The organism is Nonomuraea sp. NPDC049141, assembly GCF_040648415.1.
GTDB lineage: Bacteria > Actinomycetota > Actinomycetes > Streptosporangiales > Streptosporangiaceae > Nonomuraea.
In genome coordinates this window covers 299628-320175 of sequence record NZ_JBEZDR010000011.1, presented here as the reverse complement: position 1 = coordinate 320175, position 20548 = coordinate 299628, and the positions used below count along the sequence as shown (strand labels likewise).

The following is a 20548-nucleotide window of genomic DNA, read 5'->3' as shown; positions in this document are numbered from 1 at the left end:
AATGGACCAGTGGCTCCTGGACCCCACCGTGGACCGCTGGGGGCAGGGGAGGTACGTGCCTCGTACGAGCTGAGCCGGCCGGGTTGCGGCAGCACGCAACTAAAGAGACATCCGTACGTGCCGAACGGCAGGTGTGGTGGCCTTCTCCCGCACGCCAGGGTGATGGCATGTCGCTGATCAACATCGCTCCCGCGTCGGTTCACCACAACGCCTGGTTTCCCGGGCGGTTCCTCGGTGGCGGCGCCCTGGTGCTCGGGCCGCTCCTGTGGTTCGCCGGGCTGACGCTGCGCCACCTGGCGGTGAGCACCGCGGAGTTCACGCCGGAGCAGCGGGCGCATTTCGCCACGCAGCCGTTCGCCGCGCCCGAGCAACTGGCCGCTTACACCGTGAACCCGGGGCTGGCCACAGCCGGGTACGCCTGTTACACGGCGGGAGCCATCGTGCTGTGCCTGGCCATCGTCGTCCTGGCCCGGGTGGCTGCCGCGCGCTCACCCTGGCTGGCCCGCCTGTGACATTTCCTACGGGCCCTGGCGGGTGCCGGTTTCGGCGGCCTTCGGTCTCTATATCGGGACACTGCTCCTCGGCCTGGCCGCCTTCCGCTCGGGCACGTTCGGCACCGGGCGGCTGGTGCTGTTCCTGTTCTCGGGATGGATGTGGACCGGTGTGCTGAAGAGAAGCGAGCTGATCGACGGGGTCCTGTCGGGCGCTGCCCTGTGCCTGGTGCTCGTGCCGCTCGGGATCAAGCTGCTGCGCGATGCGATGCCGGAGTTGCGCACACAAGCTCAGCCTGCGGGGGACAGGGCGTCATCGCGGGTGCTCAGCTGGTGACACGCCGCTCCGGGCACCGCTTGGCGGTGTCTACGCTGTCGTGGGTGAGGGATGTGCGGGCCGGGGTCTTGTCGTGGGTGCTGCCCGCGGCCGCCTTCTGCGGGGCCTTCGTGCCGGCGGCACTGCCCGGCGCGCAGGCGTTCGGGTACGCGGCAACGCTGGCCGGGCTGCCGGCCGGCGGTGGGCTGACCGCCTACGTTCCCGCCGCCGTGGTGGGGCTGCTGGCCGCAGCGGCGGCCAGGGTCGCCCCCGGCCGGCCGTGGCTGTTGCCGGTGCTCGCACTGGTGGACGCGGTGCTTCGCGCGCCGGGGCTGCTGCTGGCCGTGGCCTCGTACGTCGCCGCGACCACCTTGCGGCGCCCGGCGCCGCTCGCGCTGTACGCGGTACCGGCCAGTCTGGTCGCGGTCATCCCGCAGCCCGGCGTCGGACTGGTCTCCGCTCTCGGCGGCGCGCCCCTGTTCGCCTGGCTCCCACTGGCGCTCGGACTGTGGGCCGGCGCCCGCCGGCAAGTGGTCGACGGGCTGCGTGAGCGCGCCCGGCGGCTGGAGCGCGAGCAGTCGGCGCGAACCGAGCAGGCGCGCGCGCAGGAGCGCGCCCGGATCGCGCGCGAGATGCACGATGTGGTGACGCACCGGGTCTCGCTCATGGTCCTGCGGGCGGGAGCGCTGGAAATCAACGCCACCGACGAGAAGACCGCGGCGGAGGCGGAGCTGATTCGCGCAACGGGCAAGGACGCGCTCACCGAGCTCAGAGCGGTGCTGGGGGTCCTCGACGAGGAGGACGGGGATTACCACCCGCGGCCGACACTGGCCGAGCTCGACTGGCTCCTGGAGCAGTCCCGCTCGGCCGGCGTACCGGTGGAACGGCACGAGGAGGGCGATCCTGGCGCGCTGCCCGTCATGGTCCAGCACACCGCCTACCGCGTCGTCCAGGAGGCCCTCACGAACATCCACAAACACGCGGGCCGAGCCGCGACCCAGGTCGTCCTGCGTCACCTGCCCGCCGCGCTGCACATTGACGTGCGCAACGCCGCCCCGCCGAGCCCGGCCCTGGACCTGCCCGGCGGCGGGTCCGGGCTGCTGGGGCTGCGCGAGCGCGTGGAACTGCTGGGGGGAGAGTTCACGGCCGGGGCGGAACCCGACGGCGGATTCCTGGTCAGCGTCAGGCTACCGACATGATCAAAGTGCTGATCGCGGACGACGAGGCACTGGTGCGTACGGGCCTGCGCGCGATCCTGGAGGCCGCCGACGACATCGAGGTGATCGCCGAGGCGCCGAACGGGGCCGAGGCGGTGACCGAGGCCGCCCGCTACCGGCCGCACGTCGTCCTCATGGATGTGCGGATGCCCGTCATGGACGGCGTGACGGCTCTCAGGGAGATCAACCGCTCCCTCCAGCCGCCCAAGGTGGTCATGCTCACCACCTTCGACCGCGACGAGTACGTCTACAGCGCCCTGCGGGCCAGGGCGGCGGGCTTCCTGCTGAAGGACACCGCGCCTCGCGACCTGATCGCCGCCGTGCGCGCGGTGGCGCAAGGCAATGCCATGCTCTCACCGACTGTGACCAAGCGCATGCTCGATGCCTTCGCCAGGTGGGAAACCCCCGACGCGGCCGCCGCCAGGAAGCGTCTGTCCAGGCTCACCGAGCGCGAGCGCCAAGTCGCGCGGGTGGTGGCTCGGGGGCTGTCCAACACCGAGATCGCCCGCGAGCTGAACATGACCGAGACCACGGTCAAGGCGCACGTCAGCCGTACGCTGGCCAAGTTGGGCCTGGCCAACCGGGTGCAGATCGCGCTGCTCGTCCGCGACGCAGGCGGGAACGACCCACCCTGAGCCCCTCGCGGTCCTGGCGCTACAACGGTATGAGGTTCAGCAGGAGGGCGATGACGCCGCCCGTCGACAGGAGGAAAGTCGTGCCGGCGTGCATCCCGATCGACGCTCCCGGCGGATCCACTGGCCCTCCGGGTAGTTCGCGAGAAACGCCTCGACGAACTCCACGGGGTCTTGCCCGACGATCTCGCGGATCGGGGTGCCGTCCGTCGCGCTCTGCTCGAACAGATCGGCGAGGTCCTCGTGCATCGAAACCACGTCGTCCCCCGGTCCGAAGTGCATCAGGTAGCGCTCCAGCGCTTCGACCGCCGTGCGATAGTTCTCGGGAAGCTCTTTGATGCGCGCCTTGTACTGCCGCCAGCGCTTCTTCTCCTCGAGCGACCCTGTGACCGCCTCCAAATACTGCAGGTAGCGCCTCTTCGGCTCGCCCGGCCCTGTGGTCATGGCTACTTGCCTCCTTCGCGGAGCTGTTCGAGCCGTTCTGCGAGGAAGCTCCAGGTCCTCCAGAATTCGGCGAGATATTCCTGGCCCTGGGCGTTGAGGGTGTACACCTTGCGCGGCGGTCCCTTCTCCGACGGGACCTTCTGCACGTCGACGAAGCCGCGCTGCTCGATCCTGACCAGCAGCGCGTAGATGGTGCCCTCGGCGATGTCGGAGAAGCCCTGATCTCGCAGCCACGCCGTGATCTCGTAGCCGTACGCGGGCCGGCTGGACAGGATCGCCAGGACGATGCCCTCCAGCGTTCCCTTGAGCAGCTCCGTCGCCAGCTTGCCCATGTACGCCACCTTCGGCTACCCAGTAATGCTAACTACCAGTAGACGGTAACACTGACTACCAGTAGCTAGCGACACCGAATAGCCGCGCTAATTACCCTATAAACCAGTAGGAAATATTGACTTATTGGGGGATCGCGGCTTAGTTTCGTTGGTATGAGCCAGGGCTTTCTGCTGACCAGGCGCTCTCACGTGGATTTCTGCCACGTCGCCAGCGCGCAGTGTCGTTGATCACGGACCCGTAGCCGCCGCATCCCACCCTCGTGCTCCTGGCGTGGCGGGCGCCGCCCACGCCGCCGCCGACTCCTCTTCTCCGCGGCGCCCCGGCAGCCGCGTGAGCATGCCTTCTCCGTGAGGAACCTTCTCGTGATCATGCAATCACCCACATCCGGCCACCCCGCCGGCCGCCCGCACCGGAACGGGACACCCGCATGACCGACACACTGCCCGATCGGGCCATCGCAGCCGACCAGTTCAGGCGGGCACTCGCCGTGCACGCCAGCGGCGTCGTGGTCATCACCGCGCAGAGCGACGGCATTCCCGTGGGCCTCACCGCCACGTCCTTCTCCTCGGTCAGCCTGGAGCCGCCCTTGGTCTCCTTCTACGTGGACCGTTCCTCGACCACCTGGCCCCAGTTGAGCGGCGCCGACCACTTCGCGGTCAACATCCTGACCAGCGACCAGGCCGAGCTGGCGGCCCGCTTCGCCCGCAAGAGCATCGACCGGTTCGCCGCGCCCACCCGCTGGCGCCCCGGACCGCTGGGCGCTCCGTTGCTGCAGGACGTCTCGGCGCACCTTGTCTGCCTGCCCTACGAGCGGGCCGTGGTCGGCGACCACATCCTGGTGGTCGGCCTGGTCGCCGAGGCGGACGTGCAGCGGCCCGGCCGCCCGCTGCTCTACCACCAGGGCCGCTTCGGCCGCTTCCTGGCCCACCCCGACTCCTGAACCCCGGAGGACCCGTGTCCATCTCCACGCAGACGGCGCTCTACGCGACCCCTGTCGACCTCGCCGCGTACGGCCACTACGGCCCGGGCCGGCTGCACCTGTCGCCGGACTGGAACCGTCCGGTCTACCCGTTCCAGGGCCGGATCACCGCCGACGGCTCCAGCGGCTTCCGCGCCGAACCCGGCCGCTACCACCTCTACCTCGCCTGGGTCTGCCCGTACGCCCACCGCGCCGCCATCGTCCGCAAGCTCAAAGGACTGGAGGACGTGGTCACACTGTCGTACGTGGACGACGACCGCGACGGCCGCGGATGGGCGTTCAGGGAGCACCGCGGCGCCGACCCGGTCAACGGCTTCACCCTGCTGGAGCAGGCCTACGAGGCGACTGAGAAGGGGTACGGCGGCCACATCTCGGTCCCCGTCCTCTGGGACCGGCGGACCGGCGCGATCGTCAGCAACAACTTCCCCGACATCACGATCGACCTGGCCACCCAGTTCGAGCAGTGGGCCGACACCTCCGTCGACCTCTATCCCGGCAAGCTGCGCCCGGAGATCAACAAGCTGAACGGGTGGATCTACTTCGACGTCAACACCGGCGTCTCCCGCGTGGCCCGCGCCGCTACCGAGGACGAGCGCGAGCAGGAGCGCCACCGGGTCGTCTCCGCGCTGGAGCGGCTGGACGAACGCCTGGCCGAGCGGCGGTTCCTGACCGGCGACACGATCACCGAGGCGGACGTGCGGCTGTGGGTGACCCTGGCCAGGTTCGACTCCGGTGACAACCGCGGCCACCTCATCAGTGAGCGGGAGCTGTCCGACTTCGAACACCTCTGGCCGTACGCCCGCGACCTGTACCAGCGCCCCGCCTTCCGGGAGACGACCGAGGGCCTGCCGGCGACGTGGGACGCGCCGCACGGGCGGGGGCTATGACGCGCAAGCAACCCCACCCGGCTCATGCTCTCGCTCGGCGAACCACCCTGAAGGCGGACCAGTGACAGAACCACAGCTCGACCACCTCGTGTACGCGGTGCCCGACCTCGCCGCGGGAGTCGCCGAGTTCGCCGAGCGAACCGGAGTCCGCCCGGTGGCCGGAGGCAGCCATCCTGGAGGCACCGCCAATCACCTCGTCCGCTTCGGCCCCACCTCCTACCTGGAGATCATCGGGCCCGACCCTGAGGCGTCCGTACGGCCGCGGGCCTTCGGCCTGGAAACCCTCACCGAGCCGCGGCTCGCCGCCTGGGCCGTACGCCCGGACGACCTCGACAAGGCGGTGCGGCGGGCCCGCGAGCAGGGCTACGACCCCGGCGACGTACAACCTCTGTCCAGGCGCACCCCGGCGGGCGAGCTGCTGGAGTGGCGGCTCACCCGGCGTGCGGACCCGGCGGCGGTCAGGCCGGTGCCGTTCCTCATCGACTGGGGCGCCACACCCCACCCGGCGGACTCGGACCTGCCTCTGGTGAGCCTGACCTCCTTCTCCGTCGTGCACCCGGCCCCGGACGCGCTGCGGGGCGACCTGGCCGCCCTCGGCGTCCGGCTCGACATCTCACAAGGACCCGAAACGGTGCTGCGCGCCGTGATCGACACCCCACTCGGCCCCGTGGCCCTGCGCTGACCAGGAAGAGAAGACCATGAGCACCCTACGCGAGTACCTGTCGCACAAGCGCACGGCCCTGCTGGCCCGCCGGCAGGCGCCAGCCGCCGGACCGGTCCCGCTGCACGCCCACGTCACCGCCGAGGGCCGCAGCGGAATCCGGCGGGTCAGGATCCGCGACTTCCAGATCATCAGCGACAGCGGCCCCGACTTCGCCGGCTACGACCTCGGCCCCACTTCCCCCGAGCTCCAGGCCGGTGTGCTCGGCAGTTGCGTCACCCACATCTTCCTCATCAAGGCGGCCGAACTGGCGGTGCCGATCGACGCGCTCGAGGTGGACGTGCACGCCGAGTACGACCCTCGAGCCCAGCAGCCGGGCGACAGCGGCATCCCGGTCCACCCGCACAACTTCCGCTACGAGGTGCTGATCGACTCGCCCGCCGCGGACGATGACCTGGCCAGACTGCACGCCGAGGTGGAGCGGGTGTGCCCGATACTCAACCTGATCCGCAATCCACAGCCGGTCAGCGGAACGGTGGTCCGGACCCGACGAAGCTCGGCAGCCGTCAGCTGACGCCCACGTGGTCAGCTCCGGCGCAGCCGTGGCACGCTCGCGACGAGCCGGCGTGTGTGGGGATGGCCCGGCGAGCCGAGTACGTCGGCGCTCGCCCCCCGCTCCACGATCCGCCCCCGGTCGAGTACGGCGATCTCGTCGCACAGGGCGGCGACCACGGCCAGGTCGTGCGAGACCATCACCACCGTCAGGTCCCTGGCGGTGTTCAGCTCGCGCAGCAACTCCACCAGGCGCACGCGGGTGGTGACGTCCAGCGCGCTGACTGGCTCGTCGGCCAGCAGGATCCGCGGCTCGCACACGATGGCCCTGGCGATCGCAATGCGCTGCCGCTGTCCGCCGGAGAACTCGTGCGGATAGCGGCGGGCGGCGTCCGCGGGCAGGCCGACGGCCCGCAGCGTCCGCACCACCCGGTCGCCGATCTCGTCGCGGGCGCCGATCCGCATCGCGCGCAGCGGCTCCGACACGATGCGGTCCACCCGTTGCCGGGGATCCAGCGAGGAGTACGGATCCTGGAACACCGGCTGGACGCTGCGCCGGAACTCGCGGTCCGGGCGCAGGGGACGGCCGTCGAAGAGCACCTCGCCGCTGCTCGGCCTGGCCAGGCCCAGCAGCAGCCGCAGCAGCGTCGTCTTGCCCGCGCCCGACTCGCCCACCAGCGCCAGATTGCGCCCCGGCGACACGGCGACCGAGACGTCGGAGAGCACAGGCGCTCCGCCCCGGTAGGCGTACCCGGCCGACCGGGTCTCCAGGATGGTCACGGCGCCAGCCGATCGAGCTCGGCCTCGAACTCCCACGCGCTGTCCACCAGCGACCGCGTGTAGGTGTGCCGCGGCTCCCTCACGATGTCCTCCGTCCTTCCCGACTCCACCGCCGAGCCGTCCCTGAGTACGATCAACCGGTCCGCCACGCCGGCGACCACGGCGAGGTCGTGGCCGATGAACAGCAGCGCCATCCCCTTCTCGGTGACCAGGCCGTCGAGCAGCGCCAGCACGTCGGCCTGCACGCTCACGTCGAGCGCCGTGGTCGGCTCGTCGGCGATCAGCAGGTCCGGCTCACAGGCCAGCGCCATGGCGATGGCCGCGCGCTGCCGCTGGCCGCCGGAGACCTCGTGCGGGTACGCGCTCGCGATCCGTTCCGGCAGGCGTACCTCCTCCAACGCCGTCAGGACGGCGGTCCGCAACGCCGCGCCCCGCAGTCCGCGCCGGCGCCGGATGGGCCCGGCGACCTGCCTGCCGATGCGCATCAGCGGGTCCAGCGCCATGAGCGGCTCCTGGAACACCGCGCTCACGGCCCGGCCGCGGACGCGGTCCAGCCGCCGGTCCGCCGCGCCGACGACCTGCGTACCGGACACCAGCACGCTGCCCTGCGCGGTCAGGCCCGCGGGAAGCAGGCTCAGAACGGCCAGCGCGGTCAGCGACTTGCCCGAGCCGGATTCGCCGATCAGGCCCAGCCGCTCGCCGGGCGCCAGCGTGAACGACAGGCCGTGGAGCAGCTCGTGGCCGTCGGCCCGGCGCACCGACAGGTCGTCGACGTCCAGTAGCGTCATCGGCTCCTCCCCGGTGCGAGGTCGCGCAGGCCGTCGGCGACCAGGTTCACGCCGACGACGAGCACGACCAGCAGTATGCCCGGCGCTATGGCGCCGACCGGCGCGGTGAGCACGGTGGCCTGGGCCTCGTGCAGCAGCCGGCCCCAGGAGGCGTTCGGCGGGGGCGGGCCGAGGCCGAGGTAGGACAGCGACGCCTCGGCCAGCACCGCCAGACCGAACTGGAGGGCCAGGTTGACCAGGAGCGTCGGCCAGATGTTCGGCAGCACATGCTCGACGATCACCCGGGGCCACGAGCTGCCCGACGTGCGGGCCGCCGTGATGTAGTCCTGCGCGAGCACCCGTTTGACCAGGATCCTGGTCAAACGGGCCACCACCGCCGACATGGCCAGCCCGATCGCCAGCACCGCCGAGCCGAGCGACGCCTCGCGCACCGCCACCACCAGCATGGCCAGCAGCAGCGTCGGGAAGGCGATGAGCGCGTCGAGCGCCGCCGCCAGCGCGTCGTCCAGCCACCGCGTCGCGAACCCGGCGGCCAGCCCCGCCGCCACCCCGAGTACACCCCCGAGCAGCACGGACCCGGCCCCGGCCGTCAGCGCGATGCGGGCGCCGATCATGAGGTGGGTGAACAGATCACGGCCCAGCTTGTCGGTGCCCAGCAGGTGCGCTCCGCCCGGCGGCACCAGCCGGCCGCCCGAGGTGTCGGCCGGATCGTACGGCAGCCACACCAGCGACACGGCGGCCACGGCGAGCACCACCCCGACCAGCACACAACCCGCGACGAACCCCTTCACGGCCGCCCCAGCCGGGTGCGCAGGCGGGGATCGACCAGGCGTTGCGCCACGTCGGCGGCGAACCCGATCACCAGGACCGCGAACGTGCTGACCGCGAGCACGCCCTGGATCACCGGATAGTCGTGCTCGGCGATGCCCTTGACCAGCAGGGCGCCGAGCCCTGGCAACGCGAACACGCTCTCCACCACCACCGCGCCGAGGAACGTGGTGGCCAGCTCGATGCCGAGGATCGAGATGACGGGCGCCGCCGCGCTGCGCAGGCCGTGCCGCCACATCGCGCCGGCGAACGACTCGCCCAGCGCCCGCGCGGTACGCAGGTGGTCGCTGCCCAGCACGTCCAGCGTGGCCGAGCGGACGTACCTGATGAGCGAGGCCGACATGACCAGCGCGATGGTGACGACCGGCAGCACCAGCGCCGCCAGCGCGCGACCCGGCTCGGCCCAGTCCTCGCGCGGGAACCCGCCAGCCGGCAGCAGCCGAAGCCGCAGCGCGAACACCGTCACCAGCAGCATGCCGATCCAGAACACCGGCACCGCGATGCCGAACTGCGCGAACCCGCTGAGCAGCGGCCCGTACCAGCGCCCGGCCCGACGGGCGGCCAGGAAGCCGACCGGCACCGCCACCGCCACGGCCAGGACGAAGGCCAGCAGCGTCAGCGGCACGGTGACCGCCAGCCGGGCGGCGATCTCGCCCCCGACCGGCAGCCTGCTGACGTAGGAGGTGCCAAGGTCGAGCCGGACGAGCCCGCCCAGCCAGGCGGCGTACTGCGCGGGCAGCGGCAGGTCCGAGCCGGTCTGGCGGCGCGCCGACGCGATCTGCTCCGGCGTCGCGCCCATGGGCAGCAACGCGTTCGACGGATCGCCGGGCAGCAGCCGCAGCAGCACGAACAGCAGCGAGGCCGCCAGCAGCAGCGAACCCAGCAGGAAGGCGGTGCGGCGCAGCAGGTAGCGCGCCATCAGCCCTTCTTGATCCCGTACGCGTAGAACTGCGAGTTCAGGCCGTTGACCGGATAGCCCGACAGCTTCGACGAGGCCACGACGATCTGCGGATACAGGTAGAGCCAGTCACTGGCCGCGTCCTCGGCGATCTGCCTGTTGGCCTTCTTCAGCAGCCCGGTCTGCTCCTCGGCGGCCTTCGCCTGCTCCGCCTGCTTGATCCACTCGGTGACCTGCTTGTTGTCGTAACCCCAGTAGAAGTCCGGATTGCCGTACCAGACCACGTCGCGGTCGTTGACGTGCTCCTGCAAGGTGGCGGCGAAGTCGTGGTTCTTGAACACCTTGCTGTACCACTCGTCGGCGGTGATCACGTTGATGTCGACGGTGATGCCGACCTTGGCCAGCTCGCTCTTGATGAACGTGGCCGCCGTCGGGTGCGGGTCGTAGTTGGGCGTGTCGAGGGTGAAGCGGAAGCCCTTCGCGTACCCCGCCTCGGCGAGCTGCCGCTTGGCCAGTTCCACGTCGTACGGGTCGATCGAGGTCAGGTCCTCGTACCACGGGTCCGTGGGCGGCACCATCGAGCCGATCAGGCTGCCGTGGCCCGCCCAGATCGACTCCAGCAGCTTGGCGTCGTCGATCGCGGCGGAGACGGCCTTGCGCACCAGCGGCTTGTCGAACGGCGCCTTCCTGTCGTTGAAGGCGAGCAGCAGCTTGGTCGTGGAGTGGCCCTCGCTGACCTTGTAGTCGGCGTTGCCGGTGAACTGGCTCAGCGCGTCCGGGCTCTGCTCGCTGGTGACGATGTCCACGGCGCCGGTCAGCAACGCGTTGTTGAGCGCGGTGGCCTCGGTGAAGTAGTGGAACACCACGCCGCCGTTGGCCGGCCGCGGCCCCCAGTAGCCGGGGAAGGGCTCGAGGCTGAGCGTGGAGCCGCGCTTCCAAGCCCCCAGCTTGTACGGTCCCGTGCCGTCTTCGCCCGTCGCCAGGTTCTTGGCGTCGGCGTTGACGATCGACACGTAGCTGAGGTTGTACACCAGGGAGATCGACCTGCTCGCCAGCGTGACCACCACGGTGCGGTCGTCGGGCGCGGCCACGGACTTGATCACCTCGAGCTGGCTCTTGCGCGCCGACTGGGAGTCCTCGGCGGTGACCCGCTCGATGCTGTGCTTCACGTCCGCGGCGGTCAGCGCCTTGCCCGAGTGGAACTTCACGCCTTGGCGCAGCTTGAACGTGTAGGTGAGGCCGTCGCCGGACACCTCCTGGCTCTCCGCCAGGAGGTTCTCCACCTTGCCCGCGTCGGTGAGCTTGAACAGGCCCTCGTAGACGTTGCCGTTGAACGCCTCCGTCACGCCTTGGCCGCCGCCGCCCGTGTTGTCGAGGTTCTGCGGTTCGTACAGGGAACCGATCTCGATCGTGGCGGCGGCCGTGCCGCTGCTCGGGCCCTTCTGGGGCGCGGCCGCCGGTCCCGATCCGCATGCGGCGAGAGCGAGGGCCAATGCGACCGCGACACCGGCGAACTTCCTGGTCAACGTAACTCCTGAGCAAAGCGGCCACCACGCGGGGCGCTTCTATGTATATCCGGTAGGTAAGGTTTATTATAGGTGACCACCCCACCCCTCGACGTCGGCCCGTCAGAAGCCGATCTCCTCGCGGACCAGCACCACGGTGCCGCGTTCCGGGAGGGCCTCGCGTTCCACGATGAGGATCTTGCCGATGAAGGACGACTGACCGATCGCCCGCAGCCGGAGGTCCTCCCGCGGCAGGCTGTAGGAGCGCACCCGGCGCAGGCCGGTCTCCAGGTCCGGGACCACCTTCTGGGCGCCGACCACCCAGATGACCTTGCGGGCGCCGGAGGCGTACGGCGCGAGCTGACTGCCGCTCGCGGAGGCGACGACCAGGCGCCCGTCCTCCGTCACCGCGTGTACGCTGCCGACCACCACATCGGGAGTGGCGCCCAGGCGGATATGGGCGTCGACGTCGCTCCCGAGGTCGCCGGCCCGCACGCGGACCGACACGAAGTCACCCGACTCGTCGATGTCGGCGGCGATGCCGGACAGCCGCAAGGTCTCACTGGAGGTGGTGAACACGCTCCGGTCCCGCGGCAGGAGCTCGATGACGAGCGCGCGTACGCTGTCCGGCGGCCAGCAGCAGCGCGTCGCCATCGCCAGGGCGCTGGCGCTGGAGCCCAAGCTGCTGCTGTTCGACGAGCCGACCTCCGCGCTGGACCCTGAGCTGGTAGGGGAGGTGCTGGACGTCATCAAGGACCTCGCCCGCGGCGGCACCACGATGATCGTGGTCACTCATGAGATCGGGTTCGCCCGCGAGGTGGCCGACACCGTGGTCTTCATGGACGACGGCCGCATCGTCGCCAAGTACGAGATCGTCTTCAACAACGTCACGGTCACCGAGGAACGCAAGGATACCTACGACTTCGCGACATACCGGATCGACCAGCTCGGCTGGCAGGTCCCCGACAAAAGCCCGATCAAGAAGATCGCCAAGCCCGCCGACATCGCCGGGCTGCGCGTCTCGGTGGGCTCCGGCACGAACCAGGAGAAGATCCTGCTCGACTGGGACAAGCAGAACAAGGCCGCCGGGCTGAAGCCGGTCGAGATCCTCTACTACGAGAAGTACGGCGACGTACTGCTGGGGCTCAAGTCCGGCCGCGTCCAGGCGTACTTCGGCCCGAACCCGTCCATCGCCTACAACATCGCCGTCAGCGGCGGATCCAGGATCGTCGGCACGTTCTCCGGTGCCGGGCCGGACCTGCAGGGACTCATCGCGGCCATGACCAAGAAGGGCAACGGCCTGGAGTACACCTCTCGCTACGGCTCCAACGATGAGCTCGCGAGGTATCCGGAGGCCGAGTTCGCGCCGCCGCACGGCGCGTTCCGCCGCTACGACGCGGCGACCGCCGAGCTCAAGCGCGTCTGGACGCGTCCGCATCACCGGGGGGCCGGGCTCGGCCGCCTCGTCGTGCGCGAGTTGGAGCGGGGTGGCCTTCGCCAGGAACCTAATTCCATGTATATCCAGTAGGCAATAGCGATTATGTGGTAGCTTCATGTTCATGATCCACGGTCTTCTCCTGACGACCCGCCCGCACGTGGACTTCGCCCGCGTCGCCAGCGCGCAGTGTCGCTGACCGCCTCACCTGTACGCATCCTGGCGGCATCTCCGGCAGGGCAGGCCGTCTTGATCGATCCGGGCGCGGACTCCGGTGTGCGTTCTTCCCGGCGTCCGACGACCTGAGTGGCAGCGGGAACCGACATATGCGGGGAGGACGCGCATGAGCGCGGTCGTGGTGGTCGGCGCGGGTCCGGCCGGAACGTGCCTGATGGAGCGGATCTGCGCCAACGCCGCGCGGATCGGCCGGGGAGGTGTGCTGGACCTGCACATCGTGGACCCGTATCCGCCGGGTGCGGGCCGCCGATGGCGGATCGGGCAGCCCGACGCGCTGAAAGCCGACTCGGCGACCGAGGATCTCACCCTCTTCCCCGATGGCGCGGGTCCGTCGCTGGCGGACTGGCTCGGTGGCGGGTCCGGGCACTCTGCCTCGCGGTCCCAGGTCGGCGGGTATCTGGCGGACGCGTTCGAGCGCACGGTACGCCTCGCACCCGGCGATGTCCGTGTAAGCGTGCACGAGGCCAGGGCGGTCGGCCTCACCGAGTCGGCGGGACGGCAACGGGTGGCGCTGTCCACCGGCGGGTCGCTGGAGGCCGACGCGGTGGTGCTGGCGCACGGGCAGCCCGAGGTGCCGCCCTCGACGGCGGAGACGGCGGAGATCGCCTTCGCCGCCCGGCACGGGCTGGCCTACCTGCCTGCCGGTCATGCCGCCGACCTCGATCCGGACGTCGTCCCGGCCGGTCGGCCGGTGCTGGCGCGCGGCACGGGACGGGCGTTCGCCGACCTGGTGGCGCTGCTCACCGTCGGACGCGGCGGACGGTTCATCGAAGGAGACCGGGGTGAGCCGGTCTACCTGCCGAGCGGCCACGAGCCGCTGCTGCACGTGGGCTCGCGACGCGGCGTGCCGCACCACGCCCGGCCCGGCTACCGCCTCGCGGGCCCACCTCCCGGCCTGGAACGGCTCCCGACCAGCGGGGGGCAGGACGCGGCCAAGATACTGGCGTACGCGTACTACCACGAGCTGTTCACCCGACATCCAAGCCGTACCCGGACGACGTGGACCGCGTTCGAGAGCGCCTTCGAGGCGGCCGAGTGGGGTGGCAAGGAGATGCGCGCCCTGGTCACCAAGTCCGTGCCGCGCTTCGCCGACCGCCTGCGCCTCGACCGGCTGGAACGCCCGCTGCACGGCATGCGTTTCGGCGACCTCGCCGGTCTGCAGCGGTGGATGCACGGCTATCTCGCGGCCGACCTGGAGCGGGGCGCCGACCCGGCCTTCAGCGCCGACCTGGCGATGATCCACTGGCTGCTCTCCGCGCGCACCACCCTGGCGGACGACCCCTGGGTCCAGGGGCTGGTCGGCCTGCTCGCCGGTGGCCCGTCGCTCGCCCGCCAGGCCGAACTGCGCGCGCTCGCCCGGGCGGGCATCGTCACCTTCCTGGGCGCCGACCTGCGCATCCACCAGGATGAAAAGTCCGGAACGTGGCGCGCGACCAGCCCCACCGTGCCCGGCTCCACCGCGGCGCGAACGCTTCTCGAGGCCCGGCGGCCCGTGCCCGGCGTGCGCCGCGGCTCCGACCCCCTGATCGCCGGGCTGTACGCCGGCGGCGAGTGCCGGGAGACGGCGGGCCTGCTGGACGTGCGTCTCCCGGACCGGCGGCTGGTGACCCGGACCGGCGCCGTGCACGACCGCCGGTTCGCCCTCGGCTCCTGGACCGGCGGCGGCGCCCCCGGTTTCGACCGCCCCGGCGGCCCGGGGGAACTGCTGCTACAGGCTGACGCGCTGGCCTGCACCGTGCTGGCCCAGGTCGCCGGATCCTGGCTGCACGCCGCCGCATGACCAACACCAACGCGGCCACCAGTCCGCCGGAGTTGACCAGGAGCTTCGACCCCGCCGGGCGCCGGGTGATGGTCGTCTGCGCCGCCGGCGGATTCACCACCTTGCTCGACCAATCCGTGCTGAACATCGCCATCCCGGCGCTGCGCGACTCGCTGCACGCGGACGTCACGCAGGTGCAGTGGATGGTGGCCGGATACTCCCTGGCCTTCGGCCTGGCCCTCGTGCCCGGCGGGCGGCTCGGCGACATCCGGGGCAGGAAGCCGTTCTTCCTCGCCGGAGTGGCGATCTTCACGCTGGGAGCGGCGCTGGCCGGGTCGTCCCCTCACCCGTGGGCGCTCGTCGCGGCGCGGCTGCTCCAAGGGCTCGGCGGCGGGCTGGTCAACTCCCAGATGATCGGCACCATTCAGGACGTGTTCACCGGCCACGCCAGGACGCGCGCCCTCGGCCTGTACGCGGTGACCGGCGGCGTGGCGGGCGGGCTCGGGCCGCCGCTCGGCGGGGCCGTCATCGCGGTCGCGGGACCCGGCGTGGGCTGGCGGCTCGTCCTCCTTCTCGCGGTGCCGTTCGGTCTGGTCACGCTGATGCTCGCGGCCCGTCACCTGCCTCCGGCGCGGGGCCGCGTGGGCTCGCCGGACCTCGACGTCGTCGGCCTGCTGCTGATGGGCGGTCTGACGGTGGCGATGATGCTGCCGTTCGTCCAGCCCTCGGCCGGCTCGGCCTGGGGCCTCTGGGCCGCCATGGTGTCTGTGCCGGCCGGGGCGTTCGTGTGGTGGCAGCGGCGCTACGCTCGTTCCGGTCGGCGGCCGCTGGTGCATCCGGCGCTGATGCGTTCGCTGCCGTTCGCGTCGGGGGCGGTGACGGCGATGGGATATTTCGGCTCCGGGCTGGCGTCGTCGCTGGTCCTGGTCATGTTCCTGCAAGAGGGCCTCGGGCTGTCGGCGATCGCGGCGGCGGCCGTCACGCTGCCCTCGGCGGCGGCCATGGCGGCGAGTTCCGCGCTGGCCTGGCGCGTGGCGCGGCGCTTCGGGCGCCACACGGTCTCGGCGGGGCTCGCGCTGTCGGCCTGTGCCATGGTGGCCAGCGGCCTCGTCGGTCTGCTCGCCCCTCGGGCCGGCCAGCCCCTGCTGCTGGGGGTGTGCGCCATGTGCGCCGGCGCCGCCTCTGGGCTGGTCATCGCGCCGCTCCAGGCGTCGGTGCTCCAGCACGCGCCGCCGGAGGCGGCCGGAGTGGCGGGCGGCATCCTTCAGATGGCGCAGCGCATCTCGGCCGCGATCTGCATCTCGGCGGTGTCGGGCGTCTACCTGAACGCTGCCGAGCCCGGCGGGTACGGCCCGGCGTACTTACACGCGACGCTCGCCTGCGCGGGCGTCGCCGCCTCCGCGATGATCGTCTCGCTCCTCGGGACCCGGACGAGAAGATGAGCCCGTCGACGGTCTAGGGACGGGGCCGCCAGCCCAGCTCAGGGCCGAGGCGGGTGGCGATGTCGGTGAGGATCTGTACGTAGTCCTCATGCTCGAACGTGAACGGCAGCGCGAACGCGACCTCGTCGATCTCCTGGAAGGCGGCATGGGCGTAGAGCCGTTCGGCGATCTCGGCGGAGTCGCCGACGAGATCGGGCGCGAACATCATCCGCGCCGGCCCCTGGGGTACGGCGGTCCTGGGCGTACGCTTTTCGGCGAACTCCTTGTACCTGGCGCGCTGCTCGGACGAGGCCGTGTCGGTGGGGATGACCACGAGCCCCTGGGAGACGCGGGCGCGGTCGCCGTCGGGGTGGTGCGCGCGGAACTCCCGTATGTGGGAGAGCTGAATCTCGGCGAACTCCTCAGACTTCTCCGCCTTCACAACACTGCTGGTCAGGAAGTTCATGGCGTTCTCGCCCGCCCACCGGGCCGAGCGCAGGCTGCCGCCGCCGTACCACATCCGGCTGCCGAGGCCGGGGGAGTGGGGCTGGACCCGATGGGAGAAGACCTCGAAGCCCTCGACCCCGCTGAAGTCGGTGGCCGGCTCGCCGCGGACGAAGCTCAGCAGCCGCCGCACGCGTTCGTAGCCGAAGTCCTCAAGGTCACCGGTGCCGGGATAGAGCGCGTCCTTGACCTGGTCGTAGTGCATCGGCGGGCCGACGCTGACGCCCGGGTTGAGCCGGCCTCCGGACAGGACGTCCACCGTCGCCAGGTCCTCGGCCAGACGCAACGGATTCTCCCAGCCCACAGGGATGACCGCCGTGCCCAGCTCGATGCGGCTGGTCCGCTGTGAGGCCGCCGCCAGAACGGCGACCGGTGAGGAGATGCCGTACTGCAGATGGCGGTGCCGCACCCACGCGCTGTCGAAACCCAGCCGCTCACCCAGCTCGATGACGCCGAGCGTCGACTCGTGGCCGCGGCCGGGATCAGCCTCGTCGAACAGCCCGATCGTCAGGAAACCCAGCTTGCGCAACGGTTGCGAGGGCAGCGGCATATGCGGTACTCCTTCGGCTACGTTCAGAAAAGTCATGGTATTGCGACGTCAGGGAGTACGGCGTCCGCCACGGTGATCTTCCGCTGGATCAGCCCGTTGGCGTGGAACAGGTCGGCGGCGTGCTGTTGCTCGGCGACGAACTCCTCGCTCACCGGATGCAGGCCCCACGGCCGGGTGCGCAGCGCGTGCTCCCACGCGTCGAGGTCGCCGTCGAACAGGGCCGCCGCCTCGCGCGGGTGCTCCTCGGTCCACCGGTCGGCCCGCTGCAGCGCGGCGACGATCCTGGCCAGCTCCTCGGGCTGCTCCCGCGCGAAGTCACGGCGGGTGAACCACAGCGAGCGGTGGCTGAACAGCCCGTCCGTCTCCACGAGGGTCCTGGTGCGCGATTCGACCGGCGTCAGGTACGGATACGAGCCCACCCAGGCGTCCACGCCGCCGTTGACCAGCAGTTCGGCGGCGTTGCCGTAGGCGTCGACGGGGACGATGTCACCCCAGCCGAGCCCGGCCCGCTCCAGTGCCAGCAACAGCAGGGTGGTCTGCCATGAGCCGTGGCCGAGCGCGACCCTCTTGCCCTTCAGCTCCTCCACCGAGCCGATCGGCGAGTCCTCCCGGACCACCAGACGCCCGTTCTCGACGCGGGGCCCGGAGATCGCCACGTACACGATGTCGTGCCCCTTGGCCTGGGCGGTGACCGGGGGAGTGGAGCCGGTGCCGATGAAGTCGTACCCGCCGTCGAACAGGTGGTCTCCGTGCGAGGACGGCAGGGCCCTGGTGGGATCGACCCGCTCGCCCCGGCCCAGGGCGTTCAGGTCCACCCACTCCACATCGGGCAGCAGGTCGCGGTGGCGGGCCACCCACAGCGTGTTGTTCTGCGGGAAGAATCCGACTCGGGTGGTCATGAGGTGCGTCCTTTCAAGAGCGGCAACACGTGGCGGCCCACACGGCGGGCCTCTTCGAGATGGGGGACCCCGGCCAGGATGAAGGCGTCCACGCCGAGGTCGAGAAGCTGGTCGAGGCGTTCGGCCACCTGGTGGTAGTCGCCGACCAGGCCGAAGGCGGGGCCGTCGCGGAGCGCGCTGAACCCACCCCACACATTCGGCGCGGCCTCCAGACGGCGGTAGTCGTCACCCGCCTCGGCGAGGAAGGAGCGGCTGCGCCGCACACCGACCGAGTCGCCCCGCCCGGCGTGACCCTCCCCGGCGGCGCGGGCCTGCCAGCCCTGCCTGATCTCCTCCCACGCCTCCTCCTCGCTCTCGCGGGCGAGCAGGTCCACGCGTACGGCGAACCGGGGCGGGGTGTCGCTGTGCGCGCGCACGGCGTCGAACTTCTCCGCCAGCGCCTCGAACGGCTCCAGCCACGACAGGTAGTAGTCGGCGTGCCGGCCGGCGGCGTCGATGGCGGCGGGGGAGGAGCCGGAGAAGAAGATCTCCGGGAACGGCTGCCCCGCCAGTTCCTCGGGCAGTCCCGCGTCCTCGACCTGGTAGAAGCGGCCGTGGTGGGTGTGGGCGCCCGCCCAGACGCCTTTGAGCACGTCCAGGAACTCGGAGGTACGGGCGTAGCGGTCGTCGTGGTCCACCTTGTCGCCCCACCACAGCTGCGCGGGACCGCCGCCGCCAGAGATGACGTTGTAGACGATCCGGCCGCCGGTCGCCTGCTGGAGCGTGGCCGTCATCCGGGCGGCCTGCACCGGATGCAGGAAGCCGGGCTGGAAGGCGACCATGAACCGGTAGGACGTGGTCTCGCGGGCCAGCGTCGCGGCGGCCGCCCATGGGTCGTCGGTGTGCGGGAAGTTCGGCAGCAGCCCGCCGACGAAGCCCGACTCCTCGGCGGCCCTTGCCACCTCGGCCATGTAGTCGGCGTGGCTGTAGCCGTCGTCCAGGCCGTCTCGCGTGCCGGGCGCGGTCCCGCCGGGGGTGAAGCCGCCACGGCTGCGGACCCGGCGGCGCAGCGAGGGCTGGTCGCCCTCCATGTGGATGCGCCAGTAGATGTCAACCGGCAAGAGACCGCTCCTTCACGTGCTCGCCGAGGTGGTAGACGTCCTCGGTCTGGAGGAAGAACTCGGTGACACCCCGCGCGGCGTACTCGCCGACGGCGTCGAGGGAGGGCAGTCGCAGGCCGTACCGCAGACCGGGCAGCTCGGGGATCAGCGTGCCCAGATCGTCGTCGGCGGAGAAGACGTGCACGTCCGCGTGGCGCCGTGACAGGGCCAGAGCCTGCGGCGAGGTCCCCGACAGGTACATCTCCGGGAAGGGCGGCGCCGACAGCGGCGGCGCGAAACCACCCCCCGCCACCTCGTAGAAGTCGCCGTGGAAGTCGAAGGCGCCCTGCCAGACACCCTTGGCGACGGTCAGGAACTCCGCCGCGCGGGCGTAACGGTCGTCGCCGGTCAGGAAGTCGCCCTGCGCCCTGGCCACGGCCGCGTCCAGATCCACCGCCACCTGCCAGCCGAGCCGGCCGGCGGCGAAGCGCTGCAGGGAGGCCGAGAGCTTGGCCGCGTACACGGGCGTGGCGACCCCGGGGTGGAACTCGGCGACGACGCGCAGGTGGCGGGTGCGGCGCAGGACGTTCGCCGCGACGGTCAGCGACTCCTGCCCTCCGGGGTCGAAGGGCACCAGCGCGCCGGCGAGCCCGGCCAGGTCGGCGGCCACGGCGGTCCGCCCGGCCGGGTCGGCGAGCGCGGGGCGCACGTCGCTGACGAAGGCGGGCAACTCCGCACGGACGGGGCTCCTCGTGGGCAGGATCACATGGAAGCGGGGCGGGCTCGGGGTGTCGCGGGCCATCACGCCACCGCCGCCAGGGGCAGCTCTTCCAGGAGCGCGTCGATGCGCGGGCGCAGCTCCTCGGCGAGCGGGTCGATCTGCGTGTCCAGGACGAACAGCCCGCGCGTGACGTGCCGCGCGCCCAGCACGCTCAGCACCGGGCGCAGGGCATAGTCCACGGCCAGCAGATGCGCGACCGTCCCGCCCGTGGCCACCGGCACGACCGTCTTGCCGGCGAAGGCCCCCTGCGGCAGCACGTCCAGAAAGGCCTTCAGCAGGCCGGTGTAGGCGGCCTTGTAAATAGGGGTGGCGACGACGATCACGTCGGCCACCGCCACCTGGCGCGCGGCCTCCTCCAGCTCCGGGTGGACGGCGTCGCCGCGCAACAGCGCCTCGGCGGGCAGCTCGCGCAGCCGCAGGACCCTGGCCGGCCGGTCCACCCGACCGGCCAGATGGTCGAGCAGGCGACCGGTACGTGAGACGGCGGAGGGACTCCCCGAGATGAACAAGACGGTCATGTCACATCTTTCCTAGAGGTTCAGCGGAGACGGGCGGCAGGCCGCCGCGCCCGC

Annotated in this window: 25 protein-coding genes and 1 pseudogene; 13 read left to right on the top strand and 13 right to left on the bottom strand. The window is 71.2% G+C overall.

Annotated features, from left to right (window positions below; all coding sequences use genetic code 11):
* Window positions 1-167 precede the first annotated feature (167 nt).
* The 4 genes from AB0B91_RS32700 to AB0B91_RS32685 are packed head-to-tail and all read left to right on the top strand — an operon-like array spanning window position 168 to window position 2659.
* A complete protein-coding gene (locus tag AB0B91_RS32700; protein WP_358327662.1) occupies window positions 168-512 on the top strand; it encodes a hypothetical protein in 345 nt (114 codons plus the stop codon).
* A gap of 22 nt (window positions 513-534) precedes the next feature.
* Window positions 535-828, top strand: coding sequence for a hypothetical protein (locus tag AB0B91_RS32695; protein ID WP_358327660.1), 294 nt, complete (start codon window positions 535-537; stop codon window positions 826-828).
* 44 nt (window positions 829-872) lie between these two features.
* A complete protein-coding gene (locus tag AB0B91_RS32690) occupies window positions 873-2006 on the top strand; it encodes a histidine kinase (RefSeq protein ID WP_358327658.1) in 1134 nt (377 codons plus the stop codon).
* Window positions 2003-2659, top strand: coding sequence for a response regulator transcription factor (locus tag AB0B91_RS32685; protein ID WP_358327656.1), 657 nt, complete (start codon window positions 2003-2005; stop codon window positions 2657-2659). Before AB0B91_RS32690 ends, AB0B91_RS32685 begins: the two co-directional genes overlap by 4 nt.
* Window positions 2660-2695: 36 nt before the next feature.
* Here the strand turns inward: AB0B91_RS32685 and AB0B91_RS32680 are convergent, their stop codons facing one another.
* Window positions 2696-3100: a DUF1048 domain-containing protein gene (locus AB0B91_RS32680; RefSeq protein ID WP_358327654.1), complete on the bottom strand. Its 405-nt coding sequence runs from the start codon at window positions 3098-3100 to the stop codon at window positions 2696-2698.
* A 2-nt stretch (window positions 3101-3102) separates the two neighbouring features.
* Window positions 3103-3432: a PadR family transcriptional regulator gene (locus tag AB0B91_RS32675; RefSeq protein WP_358327652.1), complete on the bottom strand. Its 330-nt coding sequence runs from the start codon at window positions 3430-3432 to the stop codon at window positions 3103-3105.
* Window positions 3433-3860: 428 nt separating this feature from the next.
* Between AB0B91_RS32675 and AB0B91_RS32670 the strand changes: the two genes are divergently transcribed.
* The 4 genes from AB0B91_RS32670 to AB0B91_RS32655 all read left to right on the top strand — a co-directional run bounded on the left by AB0B91_RS32670 (window position 3861) and on the right by AB0B91_RS32655 (window position 6534).
* Window positions 3861-4373 carry a flavin reductase family protein gene (locus AB0B91_RS32670; protein ID WP_358327650.1) on the top strand — a complete coding sequence of 171 codons (513 nt, stop codon included), beginning with the start codon at window positions 3861-3863 and terminating at the stop codon, window positions 4371-4373.
* 14 nt (window positions 4374-4387) lie between these two features.
* Complete coding sequence (locus tag AB0B91_RS32665; RefSeq protein WP_358327647.1) at window positions 4388-5299, top strand: glutathione S-transferase C-terminal domain-containing protein; 912 nt, start codon at window positions 4388-4390, stop codon at window positions 5297-5299.
* A 61-nt stretch (window positions 5300-5360) separates the two neighbouring features.
* Complete coding sequence (locus tag AB0B91_RS32660; RefSeq protein ID WP_358327645.1) at window positions 5361-5981, top strand: VOC family protein; 621 nt, start codon at window positions 5361-5363, stop codon at window positions 5979-5981.
* 16 nt (window positions 5982-5997) lie between these two features.
* Entirely contained in the window at window positions 5998-6534 is a 537-nt protein-coding gene (locus AB0B91_RS32655; protein ID WP_358327644.1) for an OsmC family protein, read from the top strand.
* Window positions 6535-6545: 11 nt separating this feature from the next.
* Here the strand turns inward: AB0B91_RS32655 and AB0B91_RS32650 are convergent, their stop codons facing one another.
* From AB0B91_RS32650 to AB0B91_RS32625, 6 genes are all read right to left on the bottom strand, one after another.
* Complete coding sequence (locus AB0B91_RS32650) at window positions 6546-7292, bottom strand: ABC transporter ATP-binding protein (RefSeq protein ID WP_358327642.1); 747 nt, start codon at window positions 7290-7292, stop codon at window positions 6546-6548.
* Window positions 7289-8080, bottom strand: coding sequence for an ABC transporter ATP-binding protein (locus AB0B91_RS32645; protein WP_358327640.1), 792 nt, complete (start codon window positions 8078-8080; stop codon window positions 7289-7291). Before AB0B91_RS32645 ends, AB0B91_RS32650 begins: the two co-directional genes overlap by 4 nt.
* On the bottom strand, window positions 8077-8871 hold the full coding sequence (locus AB0B91_RS32640; RefSeq protein WP_358327638.1) for an ABC transporter permease: 795 nt from the start codon (window positions 8869-8871) through the stop codon (window positions 8077-8079). The genes AB0B91_RS32645 and AB0B91_RS32640 overlap by 4 nt, the downstream gene beginning before the upstream one ends.
* Window positions 8868-9827, bottom strand: coding sequence for an ABC transporter permease (locus AB0B91_RS32635; RefSeq protein WP_358327635.1), 960 nt, complete (start codon window positions 9825-9827; stop codon window positions 8868-8870). The genes AB0B91_RS32640 and AB0B91_RS32635 overlap by 4 nt, the downstream gene beginning before the upstream one ends.
* Window positions 9827-11332, bottom strand: coding sequence for an ABC transporter substrate-binding protein (locus AB0B91_RS32630; RefSeq protein WP_358327633.1), 1506 nt, complete (start codon window positions 11330-11332; stop codon window positions 9827-9829). The genes AB0B91_RS32635 and AB0B91_RS32630 overlap by 1 nt, the downstream gene beginning before the upstream one ends.
* A 102-nt stretch (window positions 11333-11434) precedes the next feature.
* On the bottom strand, window positions 11435-11890 hold the full coding sequence (locus AB0B91_RS32625; protein ID WP_358327631.1) for an LUD domain-containing protein: 456 nt from the start codon (window positions 11888-11890) through the stop codon (window positions 11435-11437).
* Window positions 11891-11924: 34 nt separating this feature from the next.
* Between AB0B91_RS32625 and AB0B91_RS32620 the strand changes: the two are divergent.
* The 5 genes and pseudogenes from AB0B91_RS32620 to AB0B91_RS32600 form a co-directional block, all read left to right on the top strand.
* Window positions 11925-12170, top strand: a pseudogene (locus AB0B91_RS32620) (ATP-binding cassette domain-containing protein); the annotation flags it as partial.
* Window positions 12150-12839, top strand: coding sequence for a transporter substrate-binding domain-containing protein (locus AB0B91_RS32615; protein ID WP_358327899.1), 690 nt, complete (start codon window positions 12150-12152; stop codon window positions 12837-12839). The pseudogene AB0B91_RS32620 and the gene AB0B91_RS32615, both read left to right, overlap by 21 nt.
* Before the next feature lie 25 nt (window positions 12840-12864).
* On the top strand, window positions 12865-12945 hold the full coding sequence (locus AB0B91_RS32610) for a putative leader peptide (protein ID WP_358327897.1): 81 nt from the start codon (window positions 12865-12867) through the stop codon (window positions 12943-12945).
* A 144-nt stretch (window positions 12946-13089) separates the two neighbouring features.
* Window positions 13090-14763, top strand: a complete 1674-nt coding sequence (locus tag AB0B91_RS32605) for an FAD/NAD(P)-binding protein (RefSeq protein ID WP_358327630.1) — start codon at window positions 13090-13092, stop codon at window positions 14761-14763.
* Window positions 14760-16184, top strand: coding sequence for an MFS transporter (locus AB0B91_RS32600; RefSeq protein ID WP_358327628.1), 1425 nt, complete (start codon window positions 14760-14762; stop codon window positions 16182-16184). The genes AB0B91_RS32605 and AB0B91_RS32600 overlap by 4 nt, the downstream gene beginning before the upstream one ends.
* Window positions 16185-16197: 13 nt before the next feature.
* On the opposite strand, the gene AB0B91_RS32595 is transcribed toward AB0B91_RS32600, so the two are convergent.
* The 5 genes from AB0B91_RS32595 to ssuE are packed head-to-tail and all read right to left on the bottom strand — an operon-like array spanning window position 16198 to window position 20494.
* Window positions 16198-17217 carry an LLM class flavin-dependent oxidoreductase gene (locus AB0B91_RS32595; protein ID WP_358327626.1) on the bottom strand — a complete coding sequence of 340 codons (1020 nt, stop codon included), beginning with the start codon at window positions 17215-17217 and terminating at the stop codon, window positions 16198-16200.
* Between the two features lie 32 nt (window positions 17218-17249).
* Window positions 17250-18116: an ABC transporter substrate-binding protein gene (locus tag AB0B91_RS32590; RefSeq protein WP_358327624.1), complete on the bottom strand. Its 867-nt coding sequence runs from the start codon at window positions 18114-18116 to the stop codon at window positions 17250-17252.
* A complete protein-coding gene (locus tag AB0B91_RS32585) occupies window positions 18113-19216 on the bottom strand; it encodes an LLM class flavin-dependent oxidoreductase (RefSeq protein ID WP_358327622.1) in 1104 nt (367 codons plus the stop codon). The genes AB0B91_RS32590 and AB0B91_RS32585 overlap by 4 nt, the downstream gene beginning before the upstream one ends.
* Entirely contained in the window at window positions 19206-19997 is a 792-nt protein-coding gene (locus AB0B91_RS32580) for an LLM class flavin-dependent oxidoreductase (RefSeq protein ID WP_358327620.1), read from the bottom strand. The genes AB0B91_RS32585 and AB0B91_RS32580 overlap by 11 nt, the downstream gene beginning before the upstream one ends.
* Window positions 19997-20494, bottom strand: coding sequence for an NADPH-dependent FMN reductase (gene ssuE, locus AB0B91_RS32575; protein WP_358327618.1), 498 nt, complete (start codon window positions 20492-20494; stop codon window positions 19997-19999). The genes AB0B91_RS32580 and ssuE overlap by 1 nt, the downstream gene beginning before the upstream one ends.
* Window positions 20495-20548 lie beyond the last annotated feature (54 nt).

What these genes read in the sequence shown, in the direction of transcription:
- ssuE (WP_358327618.1), bottom strand. Translation starts at nt 20,494, where the DNA reads ATGACCGTCTTGTTCATCTCGGGGAGTCCCTCCGCCGTCTCACGTACC.
- AB0B91_RS32615 (WP_358327899.1), top strand. Translation starts at nt 12,150, where the DNA reads ATGGACGACGGCCGCATCGTCGCCAAGTACGAGATCGTCTTCAACAAC.
- AB0B91_RS32600 (WP_358327628.1), top strand. Translation starts at nt 14,760, where the DNA reads ATGACCAACACCAACGCGGCCACCAGTCCGCCGGAGTTGACCAGGAGC.
- AB0B91_RS32595 (WP_358327626.1), bottom strand. Translation starts at nt 17,217, where the DNA reads ATGCCGCTGCCCTCGCAACCGTTGCGCAAGCTGGGTTTCCTGACGATC.
- AB0B91_RS32670 (WP_358327650.1), top strand. Translation starts at nt 3,861, where the DNA reads ATGACCGACACACTGCCCGATCGGGCCATCGCAGCCGACCAGTTCAGG.
- AB0B91_RS32700 (WP_358327662.1), top strand. Translation starts at nt 168, where the DNA reads ATGTCGCTGATCAACATCGCTCCCGCGTCGGTTCACCACAACGCCTGG.
- AB0B91_RS32590 (WP_358327624.1), bottom strand. Translation starts at nt 18,116, where the DNA reads ATGACCACCCGAGTCGGATTCTTCCCGCAGAACAACACGCTGTGGGTG.
- AB0B91_RS32645 (WP_358327640.1), bottom strand. Translation starts at nt 8,080, where the DNA reads ATGACGCTACTGGACGTCGACGACCTGTCGGTGCGCCGGGCCGACGGC.
- AB0B91_RS32675 (WP_358327652.1), bottom strand. Translation starts at nt 3,432, where the DNA reads ATGGGCAAGCTGGCGACGGAGCTGCTCAAGGGAACGCTGGAGGGCATC.
- AB0B91_RS32680 (WP_358327654.1), bottom strand. Translation starts at nt 3,100, where the DNA reads ATGACCACAGGGCCGGGCGAGCCGAAGAGGCGCTACCTGCAGTATTTG.
- AB0B91_RS32580 (WP_358327620.1), bottom strand. Translation starts at nt 19,997, where the DNA reads ATGGCCCGCGACACCCCGAGCCCGCCCCGCTTCCATGTGATCCTGCCC.
- AB0B91_RS32685 (WP_358327656.1), top strand. Translation starts at nt 2,003, where the DNA reads ATGATCAAAGTGCTGATCGCGGACGACGAGGCACTGGTGCGTACGGGC.
- AB0B91_RS32610 (WP_358327897.1), top strand. Translation starts at nt 12,865, where the DNA reads ATGTTCATGATCCACGGTCTTCTCCTGACGACCCGCCCGCACGTGGAC.
- AB0B91_RS32605 (WP_358327630.1), top strand. Translation starts at nt 13,090, where the DNA reads ATGAGCGCGGTCGTGGTGGTCGGCGCGGGTCCGGCCGGAACGTGCCTG.
- AB0B91_RS32635 (WP_358327635.1), bottom strand. Translation starts at nt 9,827, where the DNA reads ATGGCGCGCTACCTGCTGCGCCGCACCGCCTTCCTGCTGGGTTCGCTG.
- AB0B91_RS32655 (WP_358327644.1), top strand. Translation starts at nt 5,998, where the DNA reads ATGAGCACCCTACGCGAGTACCTGTCGCACAAGCGCACGGCCCTGCTG.